The sequence below is a fragment of the Granulicella mallensis genome (genome assembly GCF_014203225.1).
Taxonomy (GTDB): domain Bacteria; phylum Acidobacteriota; class Terriglobia; order Terriglobales; family Acidobacteriaceae; genus Granulicella; species Granulicella mallensis_A.
Window position 1 is genome coordinate 18,741 of the sequence record NZ_JACHIO010000006.1, and the last position, 26,301, is coordinate 45,041.

The 26,301-nt window shown below is 60.0% G+C and carries 23 protein-coding genes; 14 read left to right on the top strand and 9 right to left on the bottom strand.

Translation table 11 applies throughout. The features are described 5' to 3' along the window. Positions 1-242 precede the first annotated feature (242 nt). The 10 genes from HDF15_RS07970 (at position 243) to lipA (ending at position 10,944) form a co-directional block, all read left to right on the top strand. Positions 243-2,015 carry a DUF885 domain-containing protein gene (locus HDF15_RS07970; RefSeq protein WP_184254440.1) on the top strand — a complete coding sequence of 591 codons (1,773 nt, stop codon included), beginning with the start codon at positions 243-245 and terminating at the stop codon, positions 2,013-2,015. Positions 2,016-2,334: 319 nt separating this feature from the next. Beyond that, positions 2,335-3,213, top strand: a complete 879-nt coding sequence (gene galU, locus HDF15_RS07975) for a UTP--glucose-1-phosphate uridylyltransferase GalU (RefSeq protein WP_184254442.1) — start codon at positions 2,335-2,337, stop codon at positions 3,211-3,213. A 591-nt stretch (positions 3,214-3,804) separates the two neighbouring features. Next, on the top strand, positions 3,805-4,191 hold the full coding sequence (locus tag HDF15_RS07980) for a hypothetical protein (RefSeq protein WP_184254444.1): 387 nt from the start codon (positions 3,805-3,807) through the stop codon (positions 4,189-4,191). A gap of 4 nt (positions 4,192-4,195) precedes the next feature. Continuing rightward, positions 4,196-5,383 (top strand): glutathionylspermidine synthase family protein, encoded by a 1,188-nt coding sequence (locus tag HDF15_RS07985; protein WP_184254446.1) that lies wholly within the window; start codon positions 4,196-4,198, stop codon positions 5,381-5,383. Between the two features lie 40 nt (positions 5,384-5,423). Continuing rightward, positions 5,424-6,053: a hypothetical protein gene (locus HDF15_RS07990; protein WP_184254448.1), complete on the top strand. Its 630-nt coding sequence runs from the start codon at positions 5,424-5,426 to the stop codon at positions 6,051-6,053. A gap of 88 nt (positions 6,054-6,141) precedes the next feature. Further along, complete coding sequence (serA, locus tag HDF15_RS07995; protein WP_184254450.1) at positions 6,142-7,764, top strand: phosphoglycerate dehydrogenase; 1,623 nt, start codon at positions 6,142-6,144, stop codon at positions 7,762-7,764. 252 nt (positions 7,765-8,016) lie between these two features. After that, a complete protein-coding gene (locus HDF15_RS08000) occupies positions 8,017-9,069 on the top strand; it encodes a SurA N-terminal domain-containing protein (RefSeq protein ID WP_184254452.1) in 1,053 nt (350 codons plus the stop codon). 35 nt (positions 9,070-9,104) lie between these two features. Then, complete coding sequence (locus HDF15_RS08005) at positions 9,105-9,485, top strand: cytochrome c (protein ID WP_311733058.1); 381 nt, start codon at positions 9,105-9,107, stop codon at positions 9,483-9,485. A gap of 10 nt (positions 9,486-9,495) precedes the next feature. After that, positions 9,496-9,942, top strand: a complete 447-nt coding sequence (locus HDF15_RS08010) for a hypothetical protein (RefSeq protein ID WP_184254454.1) — start codon at positions 9,496-9,498, stop codon at positions 9,940-9,942. Between the two features lie 69 nt (positions 9,943-10,011). Then, on the top strand, positions 10,012-10,944 hold the full coding sequence (lipA, locus tag HDF15_RS08015) for a lipoyl synthase (protein ID WP_184254455.1): 933 nt from the start codon (positions 10,012-10,014) through the stop codon (positions 10,942-10,944). A 321-nt stretch (positions 10,945-11,265) separates the two neighbouring features. Here lipA and HDF15_RS08020 read toward each other — a convergent pair whose 3' ends face one another. From HDF15_RS08020 to HDF15_RS08030, 3 genes are all read right to left on the bottom strand, one after another. Next, positions 11,266-14,010, bottom strand: coding sequence for a TonB-dependent receptor (locus HDF15_RS08020; protein ID WP_184254456.1), 2,745 nt, complete (start codon positions 14,008-14,010; stop codon positions 11,266-11,268). Positions 14,011-14,850: 840 nt separating this feature from the next. Beyond that, positions 14,851-15,237, bottom strand: a complete 387-nt coding sequence (locus tag HDF15_RS08025; protein WP_184254457.1) for an RNA-binding S4 domain-containing protein — start codon at positions 15,235-15,237, stop codon at positions 14,851-14,853. Between the two features lie 209 nt (positions 15,238-15,446). Beyond that, entirely contained in the window at positions 15,447-16,343 is an 897-nt protein-coding gene (locus HDF15_RS08030; protein WP_184254458.1) for an SDR family oxidoreductase, read from the bottom strand. Between the two features lie 550 nt (positions 16,344-16,893). Between HDF15_RS08030 and HDF15_RS08035 the strand changes: the two genes are divergently transcribed. Together HDF15_RS08035 and HDF15_RS08040 are read left to right on the top strand one after the other, a co-directional pair. Next, on the top strand, positions 16,894-17,364 hold the full coding sequence (locus HDF15_RS08035) for a DUF4440 domain-containing protein (protein ID WP_184254459.1): 471 nt from the start codon (positions 16,894-16,896) through the stop codon (positions 17,362-17,364). Between the two features lie 28 nt (positions 17,365-17,392). Further along, entirely contained in the window at positions 17,393-18,211 is an 819-nt protein-coding gene (locus HDF15_RS08040; RefSeq protein ID WP_184254460.1) for an ATP-binding cassette domain-containing protein, read from the top strand. A 311-nt stretch (positions 18,212-18,522) separates the two neighbouring features. On the opposite strand, the gene HDF15_RS08045 is transcribed toward HDF15_RS08040, so the two are convergent. The 3 genes from HDF15_RS08045 to HDF15_RS08055 all read right to left on the bottom strand — a co-directional run bounded on the left by HDF15_RS08045 (position 18,523) and on the right by HDF15_RS08055 (position 21,230). Then, positions 18,523-18,957 (bottom strand): DUF971 domain-containing protein, encoded by a 435-nt coding sequence (locus tag HDF15_RS08045; RefSeq protein WP_184254461.1) that lies wholly within the window; start codon positions 18,955-18,957, stop codon positions 18,523-18,525. An 82-nt stretch (positions 18,958-19,039) separates the two neighbouring features. Continuing rightward, positions 19,040-19,819: a sulfite exporter TauE/SafE family protein gene (locus HDF15_RS08050; RefSeq protein ID WP_184254462.1), complete on the bottom strand. Its 780-nt coding sequence runs from the start codon at positions 19,817-19,819 to the stop codon at positions 19,040-19,042. 439 nt (positions 19,820-20,258) lie between these two features. Continuing rightward, positions 20,259-21,230, bottom strand: a complete 972-nt coding sequence (locus HDF15_RS08055; RefSeq protein WP_221314338.1) for an alpha/beta fold hydrolase — start codon at positions 21,228-21,230, stop codon at positions 20,259-20,261. Between the two features lie 142 nt (positions 21,231-21,372). On the opposite strand from HDF15_RS08055, the gene HDF15_RS08060 reads away from it, so the two are divergent. Continuing rightward, entirely contained in the window at positions 21,373-21,981 is a 609-nt protein-coding gene (locus HDF15_RS08060) for an ABATE domain-containing protein (protein ID WP_184254464.1), read from the top strand. Positions 21,982-21,984: 3 nt separating this feature from the next. Here HDF15_RS08060 and add read toward each other — a convergent pair whose 3' ends face one another. The 3 genes from add to HDF15_RS08075 form a co-directional block, all read right to left on the bottom strand. After that, positions 21,985-23,034, bottom strand: a complete 1,050-nt coding sequence (add, locus tag HDF15_RS08065; protein ID WP_184254466.1) for an adenosine deaminase — start codon at positions 23,032-23,034, stop codon at positions 21,985-21,987. Between the two features lie 339 nt (positions 23,035-23,373). Continuing rightward, complete coding sequence (locus HDF15_RS08070; RefSeq protein WP_184254469.1) at positions 23,374-24,060, bottom strand: Bax inhibitor-1 family protein; 687 nt, start codon at positions 24,058-24,060, stop codon at positions 23,374-23,376. A 173-nt stretch (positions 24,061-24,233) separates the two neighbouring features. Next, positions 24,234-24,959: a YqjF family protein gene (locus HDF15_RS08075; protein ID WP_184254471.1), complete on the bottom strand. Its 726-nt coding sequence runs from the start codon at positions 24,957-24,959 to the stop codon at positions 24,234-24,236. 98 nt (positions 24,960-25,057) lie between these two features. Between HDF15_RS08075 and HDF15_RS08080 the strand changes: the two genes are divergently transcribed. Continuing rightward, positions 25,058-26,122 carry an SDR family oxidoreductase gene (locus tag HDF15_RS08080; RefSeq protein ID WP_184254473.1) on the top strand — a complete coding sequence of 355 codons (1,065 nt, stop codon included), beginning with the start codon at positions 25,058-25,060 and terminating at the stop codon, positions 26,120-26,122. Positions 26,123-26,301: the final 179 nt, after the last annotated feature.

Sequence of the window (26,301 nt, forward strand, 5' to 3'; positions counted from 1 at the left end):
GCTAACGCGTGATGTTTGTGGCAGTACTGGCGAAGAGCGGGAGGCAGCAGGTTCACTCCCCTTCGCTTCGCTCGAGGGTCGGAATGACAACCAGAAAGGCAAGGACAAAAACAACTACAACAGCAAAAGCAGAAGCAGATTCCCTGCGGGAATGACAAACCGGAAAGGCAAAAAACAGGCAACAACAAAAAACAGACAACAGATAAGTGCAGCGAAGGCTCCGGTTTCGATACACTCCACCCATGCGCACCCTGCTCTCCGCTTCGCTCGCCGGAGCCCTCATGCTGACTGCCCTTCCCGCCTCCGCCCAGCACCTCTCCGCCGACGGCGCGTCGCAGACGTTCAACTACCTCACCGAACAATACTTCGATCAGGTCTACTTCAAGTTCTCGCCGACGGCGGGCACCGGCGCCGGGCTGCATCAGTACGACACCCAGCTGGAGGACTACTCCGCCGCCAACGTGCAGAAGGAGACCGCGGCCCTGCACGACTTCGAGAAGAAGCTGGCGGAGATCGATCCCACGGCCCTCGATGCGGAACCCGCAGCGGACTATCAGATCCTGATGAACAACGTCCACGCTACGCTGCTGCAGCTTGAAGTCATTCGCGGCTGGGAGAAGAATCCCGACAGCTACTCCAGCGGCGTGACCAGCTCGATCTTCAGCATCATGGAACGGCCCTACGCCCCGGTCAACACGCGGCTGCGCGCCGCCGTCGAGCGTGAGCGGCAGATTCCGCAGGCCCTGCTCGAGGCTCGCAAGAACCTCAAGAACCCGCCGCACATCTATACCGAGATCGCCCTCGAACAGATCGACGGCCTCGTCAGCTTCTTCCAGAGCGACGTGCCCGAAGCCTTCAAGGATGCCGACGACGCCAAGGCCAAGGCCGACTTCGCCAAGACCAACGCGGCTGCCATCGACGCGCTCAAGAGCTATGGGGCATGGATGAAGTCCGACCTGCTGCCCCGCTCCAATGGCGACTTCCGCTACGGTGCAGACACCTTCCAGAAGGCGCTCGCCTATAACGAGATGGTCGACATCCCGCTCGACCGCCTGCTGCAGATCGCCATGGACGACCTGCACAAGAACCAGGCCGAGTTTGCGCGGGTCTCGAAGGAGATCGATCCTGCAAAGACGCCGCAGGAGGAGCTTGCCGAGCTGGCGACCATCCACCCCGCGCCCGATCAGTTGCTGGGCGCGTTCCACAGCGAGTTCGATTCGCTGATCGGCTATATCCGCTCACACCACATCATCACGATCCCCAGCGACGTGCAGCCGACGCTCGAAGAGACGCCGCCCTTTATGCGCGCCACAACGCAGGCTTCGATGGACCCTCCGGGAGCGTTCGAGACGCACTCTACCAAGGCTTATTTCAATGTCACGCTGCCGGAGAAGGACTGGACGCCGGAGCGCGTCGCCGAGCACATGGCAGCGTTCAATATCGGCACCATCGTTTCTACGGGCGTGCATGAGGCCTATCCCGGCCACTATGTGCAGTTCCTCTGGCAGCCGCAGTTCCCATCGAAGATCCGCAAGCTGCTGGGGGCGAATACCAATATCGAAGGCTGGGCCCACTACTGCGAGCAGATGATGCTGGACGAAGGCTACGGACAGCCCGGCTTCGGAGCCAAGACGGAGCGCGAAGCGAAGCTGATACGCCTCGGCCAGCTTCAGGATGCGCTACTGCGCGATGCCCGCTTCGTCGTCAGCATCCGCATGCACACCGGCACAGGCGGGGCGATGAGCTTCGACGATGCGGTGAACTTCTTCGTCAAAGAGGGCTACCAGTCGCGCGCCATCGGCACGATGGAGACAAAACGCGGCACCTCGGATGCGCTGTATCTCTACTACACCCTCGGCAAGCTCGAGATCATGAAGCTGCGTGAGGACGTAAAGAAGAAGCAGGGTGCGGCGTTCGACCTGCAGCACTTCCACGACGACTTTATGCGCCAGGGCTTCGCCCCGGTAAAGGTTATCCGGAAGACGATGCTGCACGACGATTCTCCGGTGCTATAGACAATCCGCAGAGCCATGCTGTGAAATAGAAAAAACAACACCTATTTGAAAACGAATCCGGGTGCCGAAAATCGGCCATCCAGAAGGAATCGGGACCGTATTTTTACGGTTTTGTGCATCTTACTTTTTCTGGGGTGCAGCACTGGAGTTTCTGTGTGTCGTGGAGGATATGCCACGGCGCAGAAGGTCATCAGGCCTGTTTCCTTCTTCACCCCGTTCATGCAATGGTTTTGAGGTAGTTCAAACGGCAAGAGCAATTGCTCTTGCTAGGATATTGGCAAGGCTCTATGAGCTTGAAACAAATGGATTTGGAGCGTCGATGGCTTTCTTGAAGGTCCGTAAGGCCGTGATTCCCGCGGCAGGCATGGGTACCCGGTTTCTTCCCGCCACCAAGGCAACTCCCAAGGAGATGCTGCCCCTGGTGGACAAGCCTCTGATTCAGTATGCGGTCGAAGAGGCTGTGGCCGCCGGATGCACGGAGATCATCATCGTCACAGGCCGTAATAAGGCGACGATGGAGGATCACTTCGACAAGTCACCGGAGCTGGAGGCCTCGCTGATCGCGCGCAACCGGCCGGCATTGCTGGAGATCGCTCAATCGGTCACCCGGCTGGCGCGTATCGTCTACACCCGTCAGGCCGAGCCGCTGGGGCTTGGCCATGCTGTACTGCAGGCCAAGGAGCTTATCGGCGATGAGCCCTTCGCCGTCATTCTTCCCGACGATGTCGTGGACTGCACCGTTCCCTGCATGAAGCAGATGGTGGAGGCCTTCGATAGGACGCAATCCTCCATCCTGGCTTCGGAGGTTGTGGATCGCGAGGCGATCTCGCACTACGGCTGCCTGGACTGCACGCCCGACCCTGAGGACAAACGGCTGCTCGACGTTCGGGACATGGTTGAAAAGCCGAAGCCTGAAGAGGCTCCCAGCCTGAACGCCATCATCGGCCGCTACATTCTGACGCCGCGCATCTTCGAGATGATCGAAAATATCAAGCCCGGTGCGGGCGGCGAATTACAGCTTACCGATGCCATCAAGGCGCTGCTGCAGTATGAGAAGGTCTATGGGTTTTGCTACACAGGCAAACGTCATGATGCAGGCGATAAGTTCGGCTTCTTGAAAGCGACCGTTGATTTCGCGCTGAAGCACAATGAGCTGGGACCGAAGTTCCGCGAGTGGTTGAAGTCGCAGCAGTTTTAAGGGCGAGTTGAATACCGCGTTCCGTGACGGTTTAGCGTCGCCTGCCACTTACGCCGCAGCCATAAAGACTATGGAGTAAGCGGCAGGCGAAAGTTGGGCTTCAGGTAGACCCCGGTTTTAGGGTCAAATCAAGCTCGCTGCACCCATAGCTTTGTGTTTTATGTATCCCCACAAAATCGTCATCCTGAGCGTAGCGTCCCAGCTTTTGGGGACGCGCAGCCGAAGGACCCCGAGGGTTGACCTCTTGCCCATACTCCTCGCACCTTTTCAACTTCGAGCGCTCGAGCCTGGACGTTCGTGCTGGAAAAGGTTCCAACCTCATGGGTGAGATCGAGACCTTCGGGGTCCTTCGACTACGCACCTCGCAAAAAACGCGAGGCGCTACGCTCAGGATGACGATTCTGGGGGGACAAAAATATGTGATTCGTGGTTGTCCCCGATTCGTCAGACGCTACCTAGGCCCGGGCTCCCTCCGACTCTCCGATGCTGAAGCATCGGGGAACGCGCTTCGCGCTGTTGTGAATGGGCCATCACCTGTCGCCATCGCGTCCTCATGCGGTACCATGTTTCGAAACCCTAAGGACTCGAAGCATGCGTCGTTCCGCCCACGTCATTGCCCCCTTGCTGGCTGCGTCTGCCATGGCTCTGCTCACCGGTTGCCGCCACACCGAGGTGGAGCGCTGCGTCGATGAGTCCAACCATGTCGTCGACCCCAGCTTCTGCAAGAACCTGCCTCCCGGCGCGCAAAAGCCTGTAGCGGGAAGCCTCTTGAACAATGGCGGCACCTATACCAACGGGATCTTTATTCCGCACTACTACCGCTATTACTACGGCGGCGGGGGAGGCTTCGTCCTGGGCAGTATTGTGGGCGGAGGCAGTTACTCGCCGATCTCAGGCCACAGCTACTCCTTCAGCGGCACCAGCCGTGGAGGTTTTGGCAGCAGTTTTTCTTCGCACGGCGGCAGTGGGGGAGAATAGATCCATGCAGCGCCATACCCTTACCCCTCGCCCCCACTGGCAGCAGACCGTCGAACAGCAGGGCCTCACCTTCCATACTCCCGAGGCCGATCCCTCCGTGCCGAACGCCCGGCCTTACTGGGACGAGAGCACCTGCTACGAGTTCACCTCGGCCGAGGTCGACCGCCTGGAGGCCGCCGGCAACGAGCTGCAGGAGATGTGCCTCGCCGCCGCACAGAACGTCATCGACAACCAGCGCTATGACGAGCTGGAGATCCCCGCCGAAGCCGTGCCGATGATCGAGTGGGCCTGGAACGAGGAGCCTCCGGCACTCTATGGCCGCTTCGACATCCTGTGGAACGGCCAGGGAGCGCCAAAGCTGCTCGAGTACAACGCCGACACCCCGACCTCGCTGCTCGAAGCCGCGGTGATCCAGTGGTATTGGCTGAAAGACGTCTACCCGAATGCCGACCAGTTCAACTCGCTGCACGAGAAGCTGATCGCCAAGTGGAAGGATCTCGACAGCTATCTCGCCAAGCCCGTCTACTTTGCCAGCACCGACTATCCCGAAGACCTGCTCACCGTCGCCTACCTTCGCGATACCGCCGAGCAGGCGGGGCTGCCCACCAGCCAACTCCTCATGGAGGAGATCGGTTGGAACGACCCCCGGCAGTGCTTCGTCGATCTCGCCCCGGAAGAGAATCAGATCGAGTCGATCTTCAAGCTCTATCCGTGGGAGACGATGCTCGAAGAGGCCTTCGCCGCCCAGGGATTGCGCACGTACAAGGACATGCGCTGGATCGAACCCATCTGGAAGATGCTGCTCTCGAACAAGGGCATTCTGCCGGTGCTGTGGGAGCTCTACCCGAACCACGAGCTGCTGCTGGAATCGCACTTCGTGACGGGCTCCAGCAACTGGCAACCGGCTCCCGGCTGGGTGAGAAAGCCCCTGCACTCGCGCGAGGGTTCCAACATCGTGATCACCAGCCTGGAAGGCAAGCAGATCTCTACCGACGGGCCGTACGATAACCGGCTGCAGATCGACCAGCGACTGGGGCCGGCGACGGTCTTTCCCGACGGGCCGAATCCGGGCCGCTGGCCTGTGCTCGGCCTCTGGATGATCGACCAGGAGTGCTGCGGCATGGGCATACGCGAGGACGCGGGGCCTATTACCGGCAACCTCAGCAGCTTCGTCCCGCACTTCTTTCGGTAAACTGCGAACAATCCCCTCGCAACAAGGAGCTGGCTGCAGCATGGACGTCCACGCACCCCACCAACCTGTTCACACCTGGCGCGATTTCTTTACCCACCTGACGATCGTGACCATCGGGCTCTTCATCGCGCTCACCCTGGAGGCCTTCGTCGAGTACCTGCACCATCGCCATCTCGTACATGAGGCCCGGGAGAATATCCGGCACGAGATTGAAACCAATCATGAGGCCGCGCAAAAGGATCTTGTACTTTTGCAGCGGAACGTCGACAGCCAGGTCGCCAATATCAAGGCTATTCACGAGCTCATGGCAGACCCCAAAAACTTCCATGGGTCCATCGACAACTCCATGAACTTCGACTCGCTGAACGATGCAGCCTGGCGTACCGCGCGGGATACCGGGGCCCTAGGCTTCATGCCCTATGACGAAGTGCAACGGTACTCCGATCTCTACATGCTGGAAGACCTCGTTAACAAGAACGTGATCGCCGCGGGAGTGCAGGACTTCGACGCAATCTCGTCCTTTAAGATGGGCTACGATCCCGGAAGTCTCCCCGCCGACGAATATGTCCTCCTGTTGAGAAAAAACGCCTCCATTCAGATCCAGTTCACCACCCTCAAAGAATTTGTCCAGCAGTTCGACGACCACTGCGTAGCCGAACTCAAGCGGTAACCGCTCGCCCTCTTTGCCCCGGCTCCCCCTCAACCTTTGTTCACAGCTACACTAAAAGTGCTGCGCCATTTGCGCCCCGGAGATCCTCTTGAAGATCGTTCTCGCCGAAAAAGTCTCGCCCGCCACGCTTGCCATCTTCCAGAAGGAGCCCGGCTGGAACGTCGTCACCGCTGACAAGATCGCTCCCGGCGGCCTGCCCGCGGAGCTCGCCGATGCCGATGCGCTCGTCGTGCGCTCGGCCGTTCAGGCGGACGCTGCCCTGCTCGCAGCCGCTCCCAAACTGCGCATCATCGGCCGGGCCGGTGTTGGCGTCGACAACATCGATGCCAACGAGGCCACACGCCGCGGCATCGTCGTGATGAATACGCCGGGCGCAAACGCTGTTGCCGTCGCCGAACTCACGCTTGGACTGATGATCTCCATGTGCCGCGCTATCCCCCGCGCGAACGCCGCGCTGCACGCGGGCAAGTGGGAGAAGAAGTCGCTGCAGGGCTCGGAGCTGCGCGGCAAGACGCTCGGCATCGTCGGGCTGGGCCGCATCGGGCTGGAAGTGGCGCGCCGCGCCAAGGCGTTCGGCATGAACCTGCTGGGCTACGATCCCTTTGTCGCTCCGGTGATTGCCCGTGAGAACGGCGTTACGCTGGTTCCCATCGACGAGATCTTCTCCAGCTCCGACTTCCTCTCGCTGCATGTGGGTCTCACGCCGCAGACCGAGGGCCTGATCAACAAGACCTCGCTCGCGATCATGAAGAAGGGCATCCGCATCGTGAACTGCGCGCGCGGCGAGCTCATCGTCGACGAGGCGCTGGCCGAGGCGATCAAGTCCGGCCACGTCGCCGGTGCCGCGCTGGACGTCTTCCGCCAGGAGCCGCTCAAGGATTCGCCGTACTTCGAGCTTGAGAACGTGCTGCTCTCGCCGCATATCGCCGGTTCGACCGACGAAGCGCAGGAGGCCATCGGCATCCAGCTTGCCAACCAGGTCCGCGACTACCTGAAGCTCGGTGTCGTGCAGAATGCCGTCAACGTCGCTTCCCTCTCGGAGGAGGAGTACGCCGAGGTCTCTCCGTACATCGAGATGGCTGCGCGGCTTGGGCAGTTCCTCTCCCACGCGATCGGATCTTCGGAGACGGGCGGCAACATCGAGAGCATCGCGCTGACTTACAACGGCCGGCTCGCGCAGCTCAAGACCGATCTAATCCGCAACGCTGCCATCTCCGGCGTCCTCGCGGGTTCGGACGGCATCAACCGCATCAATGCCGCTTCGGTGGCAACCGATCGGGGCATCCGTCTGCAGGAAGACAAGCGCGAGCATGTCTCCGGCGGCACGGGCGCGGTTCTCCGGCTGGCGCTACACTCGGCCAAGGGCGACTCCACCGCAACGGCGACGGTGCTCCACGGCCACTCGCCCCGCCTGCTCAGCTATGACGGGATCGATGTCGAAGCCGAACTCACCGGGACGCTGGTCGTCATCCGCAACCAGGATGTACCGGGCGTGATCGGGCGCATCGGCACGATCCTTGGCGAAGCGAAGCTGAATATCGCCAACTTTGCCCTGGGCCGCAGCACGCGTCTTCCGGGAAGCCAGGCCCTGGCGGTCGTCCAGCTCGATGTGCCTGCGGAGGCACAACCCGCTCTGCAGCAAGCGCTTGCAGAGCTGCGGAAGGTTGAGTCCATTACCAGCGTGCATATTGTGGAGCTGGGAAAGCTCTAACCTCAGGCAGCAATATCTCAACGACTTAGGGACCGGACGGACACCGCTTGAAGGATGTCCGTCCGGTTCCGGTTTTCCCGTAACATTTGTGACGATGAAACGATCTAACTCATCTGGCGTCATCTTTCATCTCATTTCATTCACGGATTGCCTCGATAGAACCCCGCTAACGCTGCCCATCAGCCTGCTCCTCCTGTAAACTGAACCGGATAGCCGCGCATACCAGGCGCGTGGCCCAGGAACCCTCCCCCAATGCCGAAGACCTTTCGCTCGTCCGCCGTTTTGTTCGCTTCCACGCTCGTCCTCCTCGCCGGTTGCCATAAGGCCCCCCAGGATGGAGTCGTCGCCACCGTCAACGGCCATCCGATTCTGCGCACCGAGGTAGATAAGGCTTACAACGCGCAGCTCGCCAACAATCCGCAGCAGGCGGCACCGTCGGCGGACCAGGCCGATTCGTTGCGCCTCAACATCCTGCACGAACTCATCGTCGAAGAGATCGTCGAGCAGCGCGCCGCCAAGCAGAATCTGATCGCAACCGATTCCGAGGTCGATGCCAAGCAGGCCGAATACAAGGCCCCCTTCACCGAAGAACAGTTTCAGGCACGGCTCAAGGCGCTCAATCTCACGCTTGACGAATTCCGGCGCGATATCCGTCGCAATCTTACCCAGACGAAGCTCTTCAACAAAGAGATCGACTCCAAGATCACCGTCACCGACGGCGACGTGAACAACTACTTCAACGCCCATAAAGACAGCTTCAACCTGATCGAGAACCGGTACCATCTGGCGCAGATCCTGGTGACCAACCAGCCCGCGCAGCAGTCCAGCAACCTGCAGAACTCCAAGGCGACCACCGACGACGAAGCACGCAAGAAGATCCAGGCGCTCAAGAATCGCCTCGATACCGGCGACGACTTCGGCACCATCGCGTCGAACTTCTCCGAGAACCAGGACACCGCTCCTAACGGCGGAGACGTAGGCTTTGTCCCCGAGTCACAGATGAAGGCCGATCCCACCGCCTATGCCGCGATCATGAAGCTCAAGGCCGGGCAGATCACCGACATCCTTCCGGTGCTCGACGGCACCACACACAAGGTCGCCGGTTACTCGATCTACAAGCTCATCAGCAAGGAGCCAGCGGGCCAACGCGATCTGAACGATCCGCGCGTGCAGCAGAACATTCGCCAGCAGCTCCACGAGAGCCGCTCGCAGTTGCTGAAGGCCTCCTACCTGGAGATGCTGCGCGATCAGGCCAAGGTCGAGAACTACCTTGCGGAACAGATCTTCCAAAGCGCAGCCAAGTAAGAAACAGAGTGTAGAGAGTAGAGGATAGAGCGCAAGTGAACAGCGATTCCAATAAGATGCTTCGTCGGGTCCCTGGCCTCTCTATCCTCTGCGCTCTGCCCTTTCTTCTCTGCCTCGCAGGCTGTGACTCTACGCCTCCACCGATACCGCTCACCCAGCTCAACCCGCAGCAGGCCCGGGGTCACCAGGTCTATCAGGCTCACTGCGCGCAGTGCCACTACGATCGAGTCTCCGACCCGCTGCATGGGCCGCCGCTTCGTGGCGTCTTCAAGAAGCAGTACCTGCCGAGCGGCGCACCGGCCAACGATGAGCGTGTAACCGCGACCGTTCTGCACGGACGCAACCTGATGCCCGCGCAGCCCAACACCGACCCCCAGGACCTCGACGACGTGCTGGCCTATCTGCATACGCTGTAAATCGAACACCATGCCCGACACCCCTGAAAATCCGCAGACGACCGGCACCCCCTCTGTACCTCCGGCGCAAGATCCTGGCTTTCGTTCACGACACCTCCCCGGCACTCCTGCGGGAGAGGCCAAGGGCATGCTGCCCGGCATGGCCCTGATCGGCATGTACCTGCTGCTGATGGCGATGCTCAATGCCTTCGCCGCCATGAGCGGCAAGTTCGGCCTGAGCACGGCGAAGTATAGCATCCTCGGCGTCTGCACACTGCTGGTCATCGGCGTCTTCGGCCTGCTGCGCCTGCAGCGCTGGGGATGGGCACTGGTCACGGCCGGCTGCCTGGCAATGGCTGCCGGATACTTCTACGGCTTCCATCGCACGCACATCGCTCCATACGTTATCCAAGGACTCTTCGCGATGCTCTTCTTCCTTTACCTGAGCCGCCCGGAAGTACGCGAGCGCCTGCGGTAAGGCGTTCTTGTCGCTCGATAAACGCCCGCTGCTCGCTCCTTTCTGAAAGGGCTACAATCGAATAAGCTCATGGCCCCGCTGCTCCAGACCGAACCTCTCGTCCAGATCGACCTGACTCCACGCAAGCCCGCTCCCAAGCCCGAGTGGCTCAAGGCGCGCGCGCCGATGGGCGAGACCTTCCACAACCTGAAGAAGCTGGCCCGCGAGCTCAATCTGCACACCGTCTGCGAGTCCGCCCACTGCCCCAACATCGGCGAGTGCTGGAACCACAAGACCGCTACCTTCATGATGCTCGGCAACCTCTGCACGCGGCGCTGCGGCTTCTGCGCCGTGCCCAAGGGCAAGCCTGAGCCGATCGACCACCAGGAGCCCGAGCGCGTGGCTTATGCCGTCGCACAGCTTGGCCTGAAGCATGCCGTCATTACCAGCGTGAATCGCGACGACGACAACCTAGGTGCGGCACGGGCCTTCGTGAACGTCATCCAGGAGATTCGCAAGCAGGCCCCCGGCTGCCAGGTGGAAGTGCTGACTCCCGACTTTCAGGGCGTCGATGAAGCTCGCCGCCTCGTCGTCAACGCGCGGCCCGAGATTTTGAACCACAATATCGAGACCGTGCCACGGCTGTATCGCGTCGCCAAGTCCGGCGGCCGCTACGAGCGCTCGCTGGCCTTCCTGGAAAACGCGAAACGCGAGTCTGCTGAGCATGCAGAGGGTCCGATCGTTACCAAGACCGGCATCATCGTCGGCATGGGCGAAGAGATGCATGAATTGCTCGCGGTCTTCCGCGACCTCGCGGACCGCAAGGTCGATATCCTCACCGTCGGCCAGTACCTGCGTCCCTCGCGCGATCACCTGCCGATGTCGCGCTTCTACACGCCGGATGAGTTCGCCTTCCTCAAGCACGAGGCCTTGCAGATGGGCTTCCGCCACGTAGAGTCCGGGCCGCTGGTGCGTTCCAGCTACCACGCGCATGAGCAGGCACAGAGCACCGGCCTGGCGTAAGAATTTAGACGTTAACGAGAATGTTTAGAGCGGTTTCCCCATAGCGCGAAGCGCTGTGTTCAACAGACCATCCTTCTTTAACGAATTAACAACTAACCACCCTAAGGGCTGTCATCAAATTGCGTTTGGAGTGAAGTGGAACGTTGCAAACAGCTTGTTACGGCACCGTTTCGTTAAGGGCCTGGCTTCAGCCATGCCCTTAACGAAACAGTGCCACCGCAAGCTGTTTGCGGAGTCCGACTTTACCCCAAAAGTAATTTGATGACAGCTCTAGAAGCAGATACGTCGCCTCGTGGGCATTCCAACCAAGTTGACGTCCACTCAGAAGGAGACCCGGGCCCCCAGTTCCAGACGACGCGCGGCTTCTGCGGCAACGCCCTGGGCAAAGTTCGGAGAGGAGACGACTGTGCCGACGGCGGTCACGTTCGTATGGTTGATCAGGTTAGCGCTGCGAACATTGAGCGTGAGCGTGCGATGGCTGTCTTTGCCCCTGTCGAGCGCAAACGCCCGGCTGAGATTGGCATCGATGTGCACGGTAGAGGGCATCGTGCCGAAGTTACGTGGAACATTGCCATTCACGGTATTGGTGCTGAGTAGACCGTAGCGCGTCGCGAAGACGCCGTTGCCGGGAGCCGTGGCGAATGAAGGACGATCGTTGAAGATACCGTCTCCGTTTGAGTCTGTCCCGGTGGTGATATTAAAGGGGGTGCCAGTCTGGGCGTCGATCTCTGTTGAGAACTGAACTTTGCGCGGCAGGTTCAGATTGCCGGTAAGAATGAGGTCATTGGTGTTCTGCCAGTCGGCTCTGGATGCCTCGCCAGCCTCGCTGTAGGTGGATTGCGGCGAGTCGAAGGAGTTGCCGGCATCCGACCTGGTTGTTTCATATATCCAGGCCAGCGAGACGTTGGCATATTTGTAACTCTGCTGGCTGAGACTCGCCTGGAAGACATTGCCGGAAAGGTGACCGGAGTTCTGGAACTGCAGGATATTGAGGTTCGGCTGGAGGGGGCGCGGCGCAAGCAGTGCAGACGTAGGATCGGGCGGAACACCATTGCTGCCGGCAACGAGCGGCGCATTGATATTCCGTATACGGAACCAATTCCATCCCACTCCCGCAAAAAAGCTGACCTCTGCCCTCCATCCATAGGGGAGCGCTTGTTCTCCGCCAAACTGATAGAGATACACGCTGGTCTGCCCCAGGGTGTGGGGTAGGGAACGAATGGTGTTCACCTGCAACGATCCCCCTGTCGGGGTCAACGGTGAGGTAAAGGACGGGGAGTAGACGAGTGCCTGATCCTGAAGGATGCCGTTGAGACGAAAGGCTTCCGTCGAAATCTTAAGCGGGGACGATTGACTAAAAAGACCTATCCGGGCGTGCAGTACGGTCGAGTCGTTCTTGCCAAAGGCCCACGCAAGTCCCGCTCGCGGGCCGAAGTTCAAAGAGTTATCGGGCGAGGTCTGTAATTGATAGCGGAGGCCAGTGGTGAAGGTCAGATGTGACGTCAGTTTGATGACATCCTCGGCAAACATTGAGATCTTCCACTGGGTAAAGGCGACCAATGGGTCTCCAGTCGTAATCTGGAACTCTGTCGGGGTACCGCCTGCGAGGTTTAGATTCGCGCGCCGATACTGTTCGAGCGCAGTAATGTTGGTGGTCTGCGGGAGCGGCTGGTTGTTGGCGTCAAGCACCGGAGCGCTTCCACCACCGAAGATGAATGCTCCGTTGAAGGTATCCGGATCATTGTCGTGAACATAGTAGGCCAACGACCGAACGCCGAACTTCATGGTGTGTTTGCCGTGGTCATAGAACAGATCGTTATTAATCTCAAGATCGCGCTCGCGGTTGTTGAGGGCCTGCGCCGTGGAGCCGCCGCCGGTAAAAAAGCCAGCGACCTGAAGCTGCGGCGCGGTGGAGAGCGGCGTCTGTGCCGTATCTTTCCAGGAGTAACCCATGCGGGTCTGGTCCAGCAGATGCGGGCCAAGAACCAGGGTATTTGCAATACGCAGGTCAAACTCGCTCACATGGCTGTCGAAGCCGGCTTCCGCGAGAGTAAGACCGCCGACTCCCTGATTTCCCAGATTATTTACGTTCGCAGCGAAGGAGACGACAATCGACTCGCTTGGGGTTATCTGCGCGTCTGCTCGTGCCGAAGCGATCCATAGGCGCTGCGGTGCCTGTACCGCCTGCTGAAGCGCCTCCTGATTATTATTGGCATCGAGCGTGATGGCGTTTACGACGTTGAACTCATTGATGTCGCGTTTTTCCAAAGACAGATTGAAGCCGCTCTTCTTCTTGACAATGGGGCCACCGACGCTGAAGCCATAGCGACGCTTGCTCGCCGGAGTCGCGGTGAGCGAAAAAGGATCTGTGGCATTAAAGCTGCCGTCGCTGTCGGTGAAGAACACGGAGCCATGCAGATCGCCTAGTCCCGGCTTGGTCGTGATCTCAATATGACCTCCCTCGAAAGGTGGGAACTCGTATTGGGGCGAAAACAGGTCCGGGTCAAGATTGACAGATGCGATGGTGTCCTTTGGCGGCAAAGCACTGGCATTCTCGAAGCCATCGACCGTGATCGTCGCATTGGCTGCGCCGCCGCCGGCCGTTGCGGCTAGTGCCTGAAGCTCGCGAGTGAGATCATCCGGATCGTCAGCAAGCTGCTCTACCTGTTTTGTATTTAATGTCTGGCTGCCCAGAACGGGAGCGTCCGACCCCGAATCGGCAGCGATGCTTACGTCTGCATCAACCTGGGCGAGGGCAAGCTTGACGGTGAGAGTAGCGCTCCCAGCTCCGGTGTTCTCGGCGTGTACTGACGAAGATGCGAAGCCGCCCGCTTCTACGGTTAGATCGGTTGCGCTCGAAGAGACACATGGCAGTACAAAATAGCCTTTGGCATTGGTCTGAGTACTTGAACCATCGGTCGCTGTGATGTGTGCGCCCTCGATCAGCAGACCATCCGGATCCAGTACGGTACCTTCAACACGAAACCCTGCTGCGCATGATTCTCCGAATGTTGGGATAGAGCAGAAAAAAAGAATAACTATTGTTACGGCAACCCTAAAAGACATGTTCTGTTTACGAAGCCCTTCTTCAATTAGTGGGACAAAGCAGAGAGCTCAAGATGCTTCTATCCAGTTTTCGGAACGACGATGCCTGTGCGAATTCGCGCCGTGAGGTTATCCTCACGAGGCACGCCGCTGGCGAGAGACTATGTTTTATCCGCGAGCGACAACGTCACGCTCTAGAAAATCAGGCGGAGTCTCTCCGAATATTTCGTCTAATGGGAAAACACGGGAAGCTTAAATTTATTCCACCATCGACGGCTGTGTCGGCCTGACTCTCGCGGAGGGAGCAGGATTTGAAAGTCAAGGTCTTTGAGGTCGCGGCGACCGACCTACCGCAAAATTGTTATCTCGACCGGAGGCTCGCAGCCTTATGCGAGGCTTAGGGTGTGTCATCCAATTCGACACTGCTATTGAAATAAAGATTGTCCTACGCACTTCGCGCCTACAGAAATACAAAATGTAGAGGAAATGTTCACGCATCCACGGGCATAAGCCCCGAAGAGGCGTGATATCCCAGCCCAGGGTGGGGACGCAAAGAGCGCCACAAACATTTGCATCGCGCTCTGCGTCAAGGGTGAGGCATCGCAGCGAGTGTTTTATCCTCGCTGCAGTGCCTCACCCTGGGTCAAGTGGCAAAAGGAGATAGAGCGCTGTAAGCGCGGTATATCGTGCAGCCACGATAGGTCGCCCCTACAGGGCTCTACCTTCACTGGGTTTGTACCCAGGGTTCCGGCGACACGGCGAGCAAAAAGCGCTCGCCAGCCGCCTCCACCCTGGGCTGGGATATACCGCCCCTTTGGGGCTCGCATTCACGCAGTACCCCAAACAATTTGATGACACGTATTAAAAACCAATCACCCGACCGCGAAATTTACTAATCGTCCGTCGATCCTTCTTGCTTGGCCGCCCCGTCGGCAGCTCGAACTCCGCCATGGCCTTTCGCTCTTCCTCTGCCTTTGCTCGCGCTACCTTGCTGGCCTCTGTCTCGCGATAGAGCGCCTGTGCTGTCGCAGCCGGGCCACGCACAGAACTCAGCCCAAGCACTTCGACTTCAAATAATCCGCCTTCGTTCTTCACTCGCAGCCGATCGCCGACGCGCACGTCGCGTGCTGCCTTGGCCTGATGATCGTTCGAGGTGATGCGGCCCATCTCACAGCTTTGTGCAGCGAGGGCGCGAGTCTTGAAGAATCGCGCCGCCCACAGCCACTTGTCCATCCGTACGCTATCCATAGCTTCGATTCTCTACGGTTGCAGGATCGAAGTACAACCGGGCATTCCCTCCGTGGCTAAAGCCACACCAGCAGCAGGGTAGAGACGGCGGGACTGAAGTCCCGCCCCTTCAAAGCAAAGGCAATGGCCGGAGGACAAAGGTAATAGCCGGAAGACAACAAAGGCAGTCACAAAGATAAAAGCCCGTGCTACGATCCGTCAGACAATACTTATCCCACCTCGAGCCCACCAGTCGCGCCGTAGACTTCGCCGGTCACATAGCTGGACTCCTGGCTCGCCAGCAACACATACAACGGAGCCATCTCCACCGGTTGTCCCGGCCGCTTCATCGGCGTCTCCGAACCGAACGCCGGAATCTTCTTGTCCGGCTGGCCGCCGCTGGTCTGCAGGGGAGTCCATACCGGCCCAGGCGCCACGCAGTTCACACGAATGCCGTCTCCCGCTACCTGTCGCGCCAGCGCACGTGTAAACGCAAGAATCGCGGCCTTCGTTGGCGCGTAGTCCAGCAGGCTCGGGCTGGGGTGCGTGGCTTGAATCGAGGCTGTCGTGATGATCGAGCCACCCGGAGGCATCAAGGCCAACGCTTCCTGGCAGATCCAGAACAGGGCAAAGACATTCACGCGGTAGGTTTCTTCGAGCTGCTTCGTCGACACGTCGGCGATCTTGTCCACGGCATGCTGCTTGCCCGCGACACATGCCAGCACATCGAGGCCGCCCAGCTTCCTGTGTACGTCCTTCACCAGCTTGCGTGCGAACTTCTCGTTGCTGATGTCGCCTGGAAACGCAAAGGCCTTGCGGCCTTCGGCTTCGATCAGCGCGATGACTTCCCTGGCGTCGCTCTCTTCGCTCGGCAGGTAGTTGATTGCGACGTCCGCACCCTCGCGCGCAAAGGCAATCGCGGCCGCACGGCCAATACCGCTGTCGCCGCCTGTCACCAGCGCCTTGCGGTTGGGCAGCCGTGCGCTGCCTCGATAGCTCGTCTCGCCGTGGTCGGGCTTCGGCGTCATCTTCGCGGCGAGCCCCGGAACGCGCTGGGGCTGATGCTTGAACTTCGGCAAGGGATATTGCTTCGTCGGGTCTTGCAGCGTGTAGAGATCTTTGGCCATACATCCTCCAGCACCCGCGTTGCGGGTCTGCAAGTTTGAGATGCAGACTATGGGGCAGGGAATGTCTGAGGGCGTCGGAGACCCGGTTTAGAGTGAAATCAAGCTCGCCGCGCCCATAGCTTTTGTTTTATGTATCCCCACAAAATCGTCATCCTGAGCGTAGCGTCTCGGCTTTTGGGGACGCGGAGTCGAAGGACCCCGAGGGTCGACCTCTTGCCTAGACTCTTTGGAGTTTTTCTACCTCAAGCACTCGAGCCTGAATGCTTGAGGTAGAAAAGCTCCCAGCACTATGGGTGAGATCAAGTCCTTCGGGGTCCTTCGACTCCGCACCTCGCAAAAACGCGAGGCGCTACGCTCAGGATGACGATTCTGGGGGGGAATAAAGTATGTGATTCGCCGTAAAGCCGGGACCTATCTCAGAAACAACGGCAAAGCGTGATCGTCGCTTCATCAGACATTACCGAACAGGCAGTTACCTCTGCGAGGATCACGAAACAGTACACAGCAGACAAGTTCTACAATTTCATCACTTCATTTACAGGAGTCCGTTATGCGCTTGCTTCGTCTTCTCTCCCTGCCTCTTGCACTTTGCCTGCTCGTTCTGCCTCTTCGTGCACAGACAGCCTCTTCGCACGAAGACGCTGCCATCATTGCTGTGCTGCAGAAATCGGCCGCGGATTGGAATCGCGGAGACCTGGACTCCTTTGCCACGAGCTACAAGAATTCGCCGGATATCCTGTTCATCGGCCGCACGGTGCGCCGCGGCTATGCGCAGATGCTCGAGGCTTATCGCACAGGCTATTCCACGCGCGAGAAGATGGGCACACTCACCTTCTCCAACCTTGAAGTGCAGCCGCTGGATGAGCATTTCGCAACGGCGACAGGGCACTTTCATCTGGAGCGGAGCGCGGCCGTCGGTAATGCGAACGGCTATTTCATGGTCGTCATGGAGAAGACTCCGGCGGGCTGGAAGATCGTGCGCGACGATTCAACGAGCACCGATGCCGCTCCCTCGAAGTAGCTGACCTCGTATCATCATTCATGACGGCATGAGTCTTCAGTCAAACGATCTCCACGAAGCCGCACCTCTTATCGAGGCCCGGGACCTCATCAAGGACTACGGCAGCGCACGCGTCGTCGACCACGTGTCTCTGCAGATCTTTCGCGGGGAGACGCTGGGCCTGGTCGGCGAATCGGGCTCCGGCAAGAGCACCGTCGCGCGCATGCTGCTGCGGCTGATCGAACCCGGCGCCGGACAGATCCTCTACAACGCGACAGAGGCTGACGGGCAGCAGCGCACGCTCGACCTGATGCACATTACTCCACGCGAGATGCGCCGTCTGCGACGCAGGCTCGCTATCGTCTTCCAGGACCCCTACGCGGCGCTTGATCCGCGCATGACGGTGCAGCAGACACTGGCGGAGCCGTTCGCCATCCACGGAGAGCGGCCGCCGCAAGGGCTGGAGGCGCGGCTCGACGAGTTGCTAAGTGAAGTAGGCCTCGAACGCTCCGCGCTGCGACGCTATCCCCATGAGTTCTCCGGCGGCCAGCGGCAGCGCATCAACATCGCCCGCGCCCTGGCGCTACGGCCCGATCTGCTGGTGCTCGACGAGCCGGTGAGCGCGCTCGACGTGTCGGTGGGCGCGCAGGTCATCAACCTGCTGCGGGATTTGCAGCAGCGCTACGGGCTCACGTGTCTGTTCATCTCGCACTCGATGCCATTGGTGCGTTATCTCTGCCATCGTGTCGCGGTGATGCAGCGCGGACGCCTTGTCGAGACAGGGACGTGGAGCGAGGTATGCGAGACGCCGCGTGAGGCTTATACGCAGCAGTTGCTGGCGGCGACGCCGGAGCTGCCGGTGGCTTGAAATGTTTTATCTCGCCATAGAGATGTCATCCTGAGCGTAGCGTCCCGGCCTTTGGGGACGCGGAGTCGAAGGACCCCGAGAGTTGCAATCTTGCCGATGTCCTTTGTCCCTTTTCCACCTCAAGCGCTCGAGCCTGGGCCTTTGTGGTGGAGAAGGTCCGGAGATCGTGGGTGGGATCAAGTCCCTCGGGGTCCTTCGACTGCGCACCTCGCAAAAAGCGCGAGGCGCTTCGCTCAGGATGACGATCCTGTGGGGAGTTGAACAAGAACACATGGGATATTACGGAATTCGCAAATCCAATTCGAACGATCTCAGAGATGCTGCGACTGCTTTCGCGCTTCGACATCGCACACGTTCCGCAGGTAGTCCCACGAGTACAACCCGGCCTCATGGCCATCGTTCCACTTGAAGCGCAGCGCGTACTTGCCCACCGGCGTCACATCGACGGGCCGCGGCGGAGCTTCGAACATCGGCAGCAACGACGCGGGTTTTGGCTTCGCGATACCGGGAGCGCGATCGGCGGCGTTGCGCTCTTCATGACAGGTTGCGCAGGGGCAGGCCGCGCGCAGCCAGGCGAAGTTCCATGAGCTCGTGTGTCCGTCGCGCCACTCGATCGTCATGCCCGTGCCGCCGCTCTTGTCCACACGCACCTTCGCGGGAGAGATCGCATCTCCCGTCAGCTTCGGTGTGGCTTCTTCTCTCATTGCTTCTTCCGCACTAACGATACGGATTCCTTCATGACTCATACAAATATCCTCATCCCTAAGGGCAAAACCCCTATCGCGGCGCTCCTCCGGGCTGGGCCGGACCAGTTTCGTTGTCCTTTTCTTATGCCTGCTTCCAGAAAAAATAAGCCGCAATCGTGCATCCGGTCACGACGATCACGGCTCGCAACACATTGGGATTGGTGCGTTTCGCCCAACGCGCTCCGACGTAGCCGCCAGCAGCCGCGAAGACCATGGAGATAACGCAATAGTGCCACACCACGGCACCCTTCAAGATAAACGTAACGATCGCCACCAGGTTGGATAGCAGTGCCGCGACCACTTTCATCGCGTTCAATTCGTGCACGTTCTCCACGCCGAAGAGCGCAAGGACCGTCATCGCCAGGAAGCCGCCGCCCGCGCCGAAGTAGCCGATGTAAAAGCACACCGGAAACAACGCAGCCGCCAGACCAAGCTTAGGGATCGAGTGCGGCGCATGAGGATGGGTTGCGCGCGACCGCAGCCAGCGCGAGATAGGCCCGCTGATGCCAAAGAGCACCGTTCCGCCCAGCAGTAACCACGGGACCAGCCTGAAGAAGGTGCTCTGCGGCGTGTTCAGTAGCACTTCGGCGCCGGCCACTCCACCGACGAGGCAGGTCAGCGCGACCGTCGGCAACAGGTCGCGCCGGACATCGTCTCGCAGCGCTGCAACCGAGGTAAGCTGTCCCGGCCAGAGGGCGACGGTATTCGTCGCGTTGGCCTGCACCGGCGCAACTCCCACGCCCAGCATTGCCGGAAAAGAAATAAAAGACCCTCCGCCAGCCATCGCATTCATTACACCGGCGATTGTGGATGCGACTACCAGCCAGATGTAGTGAAGATGAGGGATGTGCGCGAGCGTCATGCTTTATTTATTGTAAGCGCGGGAGATGGCTGGAGGAGTTGGACGCAGAGCGTGAGACTAATGTTGGCGCGCGCTCTGCGTCATTCCCTCAGCGGCTAAACAGGCTGCGGAAGAGTCCGTATTTGATGTTTAGGGCCAAGAGCCCGTCTCATACCAGCCTGGGGTGGAGCGAACCCGAGCCGGCATGCGACAGCGTGGTGGCTCGGGAAGCGTAGCCCCAGGTCAGGTGCAGTAGAAGAAGTTGAGGGCTGTAAGCCCGACCTATCTCCTGTGCAGAATCCTATGAATCGGGCTTACAGCCCTCTGCTTTCTTGTTGGCTCCTCACCTGGGGCTACGCTTGCAGCGAGCTAGAAACGCTCGCTGCTGCACTTCACCCCAGGCTGGTATGAAACGGGCCTTTGGCCCTAAAGATCAGGACTCTCTTGTTCAGCGTCTTCGTCAGCCTACGCTGGTCTTGGCGAGAAGCTGCCGCATGGCTTCGGCGATCTCTTCCACGTGGGTCTCCAGCGCAAAGTGGCCCGTGTCCAGAAGCTGGACCGTTGCATTGGGGTTGTCGCGGCGGAAGGCCTCTGCCCCTGGGGGAATGAAGAACAGATCGTTCTTGCCCCAGATCGCCAGTAGCGGCGGCTTCGACTTTCGGAAGTACTCCTGGAATGCCGGGTAGAGTTTTACGTTGTTGGCATAGTCGAGGAACAGGTCGAGCTGGATCTCCATGTTGCCCGGTCGCGCGATCATCGCCGCATCCAGCGTGTAGCCCTCGGGAGCGATCCTCTCGGGGTGCGGCACACCGTCGACGTACTGCGAACGCAAGCCCTCCGGGCTCAGAGCTCCGCGAAGCACCTCGCGGTTCTCAGGCGTCGGCTCTCTCCAGTAGCGCTGAATGGGCGCCCAGGCGTCGCCGAGACCCTCCTCGTACGCATTGCCGTTCTGCGACACGATGGCCGTTACCCGTTCCGGGTGCGCCATCGCGAGGCGGAGTCCTGTAGGCGCGCCGTAGTCGAAGACGTACAGCGCATAGTGCTTCAGATTCAGAGCCTCGGTAAATGCCAGGATCGTCTTCGCCAGCGCATCGAACGTGTACTTGTACTGTCGTCCCTCAGGGACCTCCGTAAATCCAAACCCCGGCAGATCGGGCGCGATCACCCGGTACTTGTCGGCGAGGCGAGGAATCAACTCGCGGTATTGAAACGACGAGGCCGGAAAGCCATGCAGCAGCAGAACCACCGGCGCGTCCGGAGCACCGGCCTCACGGTAGAACACCGTAACCCCATCCGCTTCGACCCTGCGAATCGACGTCAGCGGAACAAGTGCCTTCGTCTTTGCTACCGACGGTTTTTCCGCAGCAGCAGAAGCTGCACCTGCCGCAGCCACCAGGCTGCCGCCCTGTACGACAAAGTCTCTACGTGTCATTTCATTCTCTCCTTGGTACTCGAATACTCGCCGGATCAAGACACCACCTATCCCGCACTTCAATGGTTACACCTCGCATAGGTAACCTGTCAATAACATATTTAGGGGTTACAATAAATAAAGCGAGGAGGAGGCCGCCAGAATGTCGGAGAAAGTAACCGTTTTGCACGAAGTAACCGGATTGCAAGACCTGCCCAACAGGTTCACCGAGCATCCCGCGATTCAGATGCTCAACACCGTCTCGGCTGTCGATGGAGAGCTGGTGGACGCGTTGCAGAGTGACAGTGACGTACGGCAGTGGCTGGCCCAGGCGGGCTGGCCCGTTGAGAAGGGGCTCTCCAGCCTCAAACCCGCTTCCCTGCTCCACGCCGCACGTACGCTGCGTGAAGCGATTCGCACGCTGATCGAGAGGCGCAAGGCAGAGAAGCGTCTGGAGCTGTCCACACTCAACGAGTTTCTCTCGGAGTCGCGAAGCCATCTTGAACTCATCCCGGAGAAGGCCGGCCTACGCCTGGTGCGGCGCTGGAAGCAGCGCACAGCGGAGGAGGTTCTCGCGCCCCTCGCCGAAGCGGCCGCGGAGTTTCTTACTACCGCCAACTTTGAGCTGGTCCGGCGCTGTGAGAACGAAGAGTGTGTTCTCTGGTTCTACGATCAGACGAAGTCGCACCGCCGCAGATGGTGCAGCATGGCGACCTGCGGCAATCGCCACAAGGTAGCTGCCTTTAGAAGGCGCCGGCAGAACGCGGAGTAGCGGCTACCAGCCGTAGCGTTCGATCTCGCCGAGCAGAGCGAGCTTGCGCTCCGGCTTGAGGAAGCTGGCCTCGATGGAGTTGGCCGCGACCTCGCGAAGCTGGTCGAGCGTGAACTCGAACTGGGTGTGGGAGAGCAGGTACTCGTCGAGCAGGTTGGCACCGAAGAACGGCGGGTCGTCGGAGTTGAGCGTGACCATCAGGCCTTCGTCGAAGTAGCGGCGCACGGGGTGCTCCAGCAGGGCCGGGCAGCAGCCGGTGCGGAGATTGCTCGTGATGTTGAGTTCGAGCGGAATCTGGCGCTGGGCCAGCACTTCGATGAGGTCAGGGTCCTGTTCCGCCGTGAGGGCGTGGCCGATGCGTTCGGCTCCGATATTCAAAGCTGCCCAGATGCTCTGCGGGCCGGTCGATTCGCCCGCGTGGCAGGTCAGGTGCAGGCCTGCGGCCTTGGCCTCGGCGTAGAGGTCGCGGAACTCGTGGGCAGGCCCACGGGCCTCATCGCCACCGATTCCGATTCCGACGACGCTGGGGTACTGATGCTGCAGTTCGGCGGCCTTGCGGAAGACGCGTTCGCACTCTTCGAGACCGAAGTGGCGCACGGCGTCGATGATCCACAGCAGCGAGACGCCGAAGTCCTTTTCACCGCGCACGCGGCCGCGCTCGATGGCGGCCATGACCTCGTCCACATCCAGCCGCGCGAAGCGGTAGAGGATGCCGATGGAGATATAGGCCTCGGCGTGACGCACGCCCTGCACGGCGAGATCGCGCAGCATGGCGTAGGTGATGGTCTCGTAGTCGGTGTGCGTGTGCAGCCGCTCGGTGACGGACTTGAAGCTCATCAGGAAGCTGGGGAAGTCGGTGTAGCTGTAGACCTGTTTCGCCGCTTCGAGAGACAGGGGCGCGGCATCGTTGGTGCGCGAGAGCTCTACGAGGGTCTCAGGGGTGATCGAGCCTTCGAGGTGCAGATGCAGCTCGGCTTTGGGCAAGCCACGAAGCCAGGTGAGCGGATCGAGTTGAGCCAGCGAATCTTGCGCAGAGTTGGTGCGGCGTGCCATTCAAGTAGTGTAGTCAACTCTCGTGCTCGCCACATGAGGATCGGTGAACCGTAGCGCTTCGCGCTTTTGGGAGGTGCGCAGTCGAAGGTTTTTGTCGTTTTCTTGTTGTTGCTTTTCTGGTTGTCATTCCGAGCGTAGCGAGCGAACCTGCTGTCTCCCGTTTTTTGATAGTGCCACCAAAAACGTTGTGCGTTAGGGCAAGCCACGTCCCGTTCCAGGTCACGTATTTTCTGGGCGGTACGAACGAAGAGCGGGAGACAGCAGGTTCGCTCGCTACGCTCGGAATGACAACCAGAAAGACAAAGGCAACAACAGCAAGAACAACAACTATCTTCCGGCTTAGCTCCAGCGGTTATCGCGCCGTCCGCCGCCGTTGCCAAAGATCTGCAGCAGGAAGATGAAGATGTTGAGGGCGTCGAGATAGATGCTGAGGGCCAGCATCACAGGCGTGGTGCCTGCGGGGCTGTCGCGGAGCCGCATGAAGTCCACCAGCAGCAGGACGCTGAAGATCACCAGGCCCAGCCAGGCATAGACGCCGGGGCTGATGAAGTGCAGGAACGCCGAGAGGAAGCCGATGATGACCAGCCCGATCAGGGCGGCGAAGGCAAACGAGGCGAGCTTGCGGTAGTCGAAGCGGGCGATCTGCGCGATCATGGCCATGACCGCCATGCCCATCGCGGTGGTCAGCGCGGCTTCGAAGACGACGGTCTGGCCGCCGGCCATATGCAGATAGGCCTTGAGCAGCGGGCCGATCTCCACACCCATCAGCACGGTAAAGAGGTAGAACAGTGCCAGGCCAAGCCCCGTGGAGCGGCGCGTGGCGGCCCTGATTCCGAAGATCAGGCCGAAGTTGATCAGAACGACCGCGAAGAAGCCCATGCCGGGCAGAACGTCGGGAGCGATGTAGGCTCCGAAGGCGGTAAAGAGAAATCCGGCAGTGGTGATCCAGAGCACCTTGCTGAGAAGGCTTGCGGTGGTACGGCTGTCGAGGATGCGAATGCCCTGTGAGGCGTCGATGGTTCTCATGATGACAATCTTAAACCTCCACAGGATTAGACGCTGGGAAAGCGCCGGGGTCGCAAGAGGGTGGTGAGCGAGCATTCCCTCTGCGGCTAAAGCCGCTTTAGAGGTTGTCCCAACGGCGGGGCTGAAGCCCCGCCCCTTCAAAACAAAAGCTGCCGCTTACGAAATAGCTACCTCTAGGCGATGATTTCGCCACTCCCCGACAGCACGCTCACCGGGGAACCCTCGGCCAGCAGCACGCTGGCCGGTTCCTGGCTATTGAGCATCGCAAAGGCCTCGCCGTAGAGCGCACCGAAATCGACGTCAAGAGCGTGGAGGAGGACGGGATAAGTCTCCCAGCGTGGATGCTGGACCTCGTAGGCCGACGTGCTGCCATTCCCGCGACGGGTATAGCCCCAGTAGTGCTCGGTGATGAACTCCTCTTCGCTTCCAGCGGCGATGGGCTGGGCGGCCGGCGAGGCCTCCACTCCGAGGCTGTGCCATCTGCCGCGATGCTTCCAGGAGTACTGCACGTCGAGTGACTGCTGGCTCTTCACGATGCTGGAGAGCGTCGGCAGGGTGGAGTAGGGCTCTTCGTAGAAGGTGTTGGCGACGAACGTAATCGCCGCTCGGGGCACGAACTCGCGGATGAAGACGACGCCACGCCTGCGTGTGCCATCCGGCGCGGTGTGCACAACGTAGAAGCGCAGGTTCACCTCTTCGAAACGGGTGTGGAAAGGGATCGGCAGGCCCTTGAGCCGGACGCGGTCGAAGAGAAACCCGACGAGCGAAACGTAGCATCGGCCCTGGTAGAGATCGAGCTCCAGACCGCGTGGAAGCCACGGGGCGAGCGTCTCCGGTGCGATTTCGTACTGCGCCATGATGAGCTTGCGCCACTCGGCTGTGAGGAAGGTTTTCGGCATTCTCCTTTATTGGACGCAGTTATGGGCTGTCGCGAACTCCTGATGCTTCCAGCCCGGCCGAGCATCTATAGCAGAGGTGCTTGCGAGCAGGAGGATGGATGCAGAAGCGAACGGCTTTGGTGGTGGGATCGACAGGGGTGGTAGGACAGAACCTGGCGAAGAGATTGATCGGTAACGGCTGGGAGGTGCTGGGGCTCTCTCGCGGAGCGCAGGTAGTGGACGGCGTGCGCGGACTCGCAGCCGACCTTCGCGATGCCGAAGCCGTGCGCAAGGCCCTGCAGGGCGTAGACGTTACGGACGTCTTCATCAGTGCCTGGGTGCGCCACGACACCGAAGCCGAGAACGTGAAGGTCAATGGCGCAATCGTCGAGAACGTCTTCGCCGGCCTGGAAGGCGCGAAGAGCCTGCAGCACGCAGCCCTGGTGACCGGGACGAAGCAGTACCTGGGGCCGTTCGAGTCCTATGGGCAGACGGCAGCAGAAACACCGTTCCGCGAGGATACGCCGCGCCTGCCGGGTCTGAACTTCTACTACACCCAGGAAGATGTGATGTACGCCGCGGCGGAGCGCAGAGGCTTCGGGTGGAGTGTGCATCGTCCGCATACGATCGTCGGCTTTGCGGTGGGCAATGCGATGAACATGGGATCGACACTCGCGGTGTACGCGACGCTGTGCCGCGAGAGTGGCGAGAAGTTCATCTTCCCCGGATCGGTAGAGCAGTGGAACGCGCTGACCGATGTGACCGATGCGCGCCTGCTGGCGGAGCATCTGGAGTGGGCAGCAACGACTCCGGCGGCGCGGAATGAAGCGTTCAACGTCGTCAACGGCGATGTGTTCCGCTGGCGCTGGCTGTGGCCGCAGTTGGCCGCGTACTTTGGCGTCGAGGCCGGTGGGCCACCTGAGGGCGGCGCTCCGCTCGAAGGAAAGATGTCCGGCGCGCCTGAGGCGTGGAAGGCCATTGCGGCGAAGTATGGGCTGGTGGAGAGCGATGTCAATCGGCTGGCCTCGTGGTGGCATACGGATGGCGACCTGGGACGGAAGATCGAGTGCGTCAACGATATGAGCAAGAGCCGGAAGCTGGGGTTCCTGGCGCATCAGGACACGCCGAAGTCGTTCTTTGATCTGTTCGAGCGGATGAAGGCGGAGCAGTTGATTCCGGCGTGATGTAATCACCTCAAAACTGTCATCTCGACCGAAGGCGCGCTTTGCTTTTCTGGTTGTCATTCCGAGCGGAGCGAGCGAACCTGCTGTCTCCCGTTTTTTGATAGTGCCACCATAAACGTTGTGCGTTAGGGCAAACTTCGTCCCGTTCTGGGTCACGTATTTTCTGGGCGGTACGAACG

Coding starts and splice junctions, on each gene's coding strand:
- HDF15_RS08040 (WP_184254460.1), top strand. CDS start 17,393: ATGAGTCTTCAGTCAAACGATCTCCACGAAGCCGCACCTCTTATCGAG.
- galU (WP_184254442.1), top strand. CDS start 2,335: ATGGCTTTCTTGAAGGTCCGTAAGGCCGTGATTCCCGCGGCAGGCATG.
- HDF15_RS08010 (WP_184254454.1), top strand. CDS start 9,496: ATGCCCGACACCCCTGAAAATCCGCAGACGACCGGCACCCCCTCTGTA.
- lipA (WP_184254455.1), top strand. CDS start 10,012: ATGGCCCCGCTGCTCCAGACCGAACCTCTCGTCCAGATCGACCTGACT.
- HDF15_RS08045 (WP_184254461.1), bottom strand. CDS start 18,957: ATGAGTCATGAAGGAATCCGTATCGTTAGTGCGGAAGAAGCAATGAGA.
- HDF15_RS08035 (WP_184254459.1), top strand. CDS start 16,894: ATGCGCTTGCTTCGTCTTCTCTCCCTGCCTCTTGCACTTTGCCTGCTC.
- HDF15_RS08050 (WP_184254462.1), bottom strand. CDS start 19,819: ATGACGCTCGCGCACATCCCTCATCTTCACTACATCTGGCTGGTAGTC.
- HDF15_RS07985 (WP_184254446.1), top strand. CDS start 4,196: ATGCAGCGCCATACCCTTACCCCTCGCCCCCACTGGCAGCAGACCGTC.
- HDF15_RS07990 (WP_184254448.1), top strand. CDS start 5,424: ATGGACGTCCACGCACCCCACCAACCTGTTCACACCTGGCGCGATTTC.
- HDF15_RS08080 (WP_184254473.1), top strand. CDS start 25,058: ATGCAGAAGCGAACGGCTTTGGTGGTGGGATCGACAGGGGTGGTAGGA.
- HDF15_RS08025 (WP_184254457.1), bottom strand. CDS start 15,237: ATGGATAGCGTACGGATGGACAAGTGGCTGTGGGCGGCGCGATTCTTC.
- HDF15_RS08060 (WP_184254464.1), top strand. CDS start 21,373: ATGTCGGAGAAAGTAACCGTTTTGCACGAAGTAACCGGATTGCAAGAC.
- HDF15_RS08070 (WP_184254469.1), bottom strand. CDS start 24,060: ATGAGAACCATCGACGCCTCACAGGGCATTCGCATCCTCGACAGCCGT.
- HDF15_RS08075 (WP_184254471.1), bottom strand. CDS start 24,959: ATGCCGAAAACCTTCCTCACAGCCGAGTGGCGCAAGCTCATCATGGCG.
- HDF15_RS08000 (WP_184254452.1), top strand. CDS start 8,017: ATGCCGAAGACCTTTCGCTCGTCCGCCGTTTTGTTCGCTTCCACGCTC.
- HDF15_RS07970 (WP_184254440.1), top strand. CDS start 243: ATGCGCACCCTGCTCTCCGCTTCGCTCGCCGGAGCCCTCATGCTGACT.
- HDF15_RS08030 (WP_184254458.1), bottom strand. CDS start 16,343: ATGGCCAAAGATCTCTACACGCTGCAAGACCCGACGAAGCAATATCCC.
- add (WP_184254466.1), bottom strand. CDS start 23,034: ATGGCACGCCGCACCAACTCTGCGCAAGATTCGCTGGCTCAACTCGAT.
- HDF15_RS07980 (WP_184254444.1), top strand. CDS start 3,805: ATGCGTCGTTCCGCCCACGTCATTGCCCCCTTGCTGGCTGCGTCTGCC.
- HDF15_RS08020 (WP_184254456.1), bottom strand. CDS start 14,010: ATGTCTTTTAGGGTTGCCGTAACAATAGTTATTCTTTTTTTCTGCTCT.
- HDF15_RS08055 (WP_221314338.1), bottom strand. CDS start 21,230: ATGACACGTAGAGACTTTGTCGTACAGGGCGGCAGCCTGGTGGCTGCG.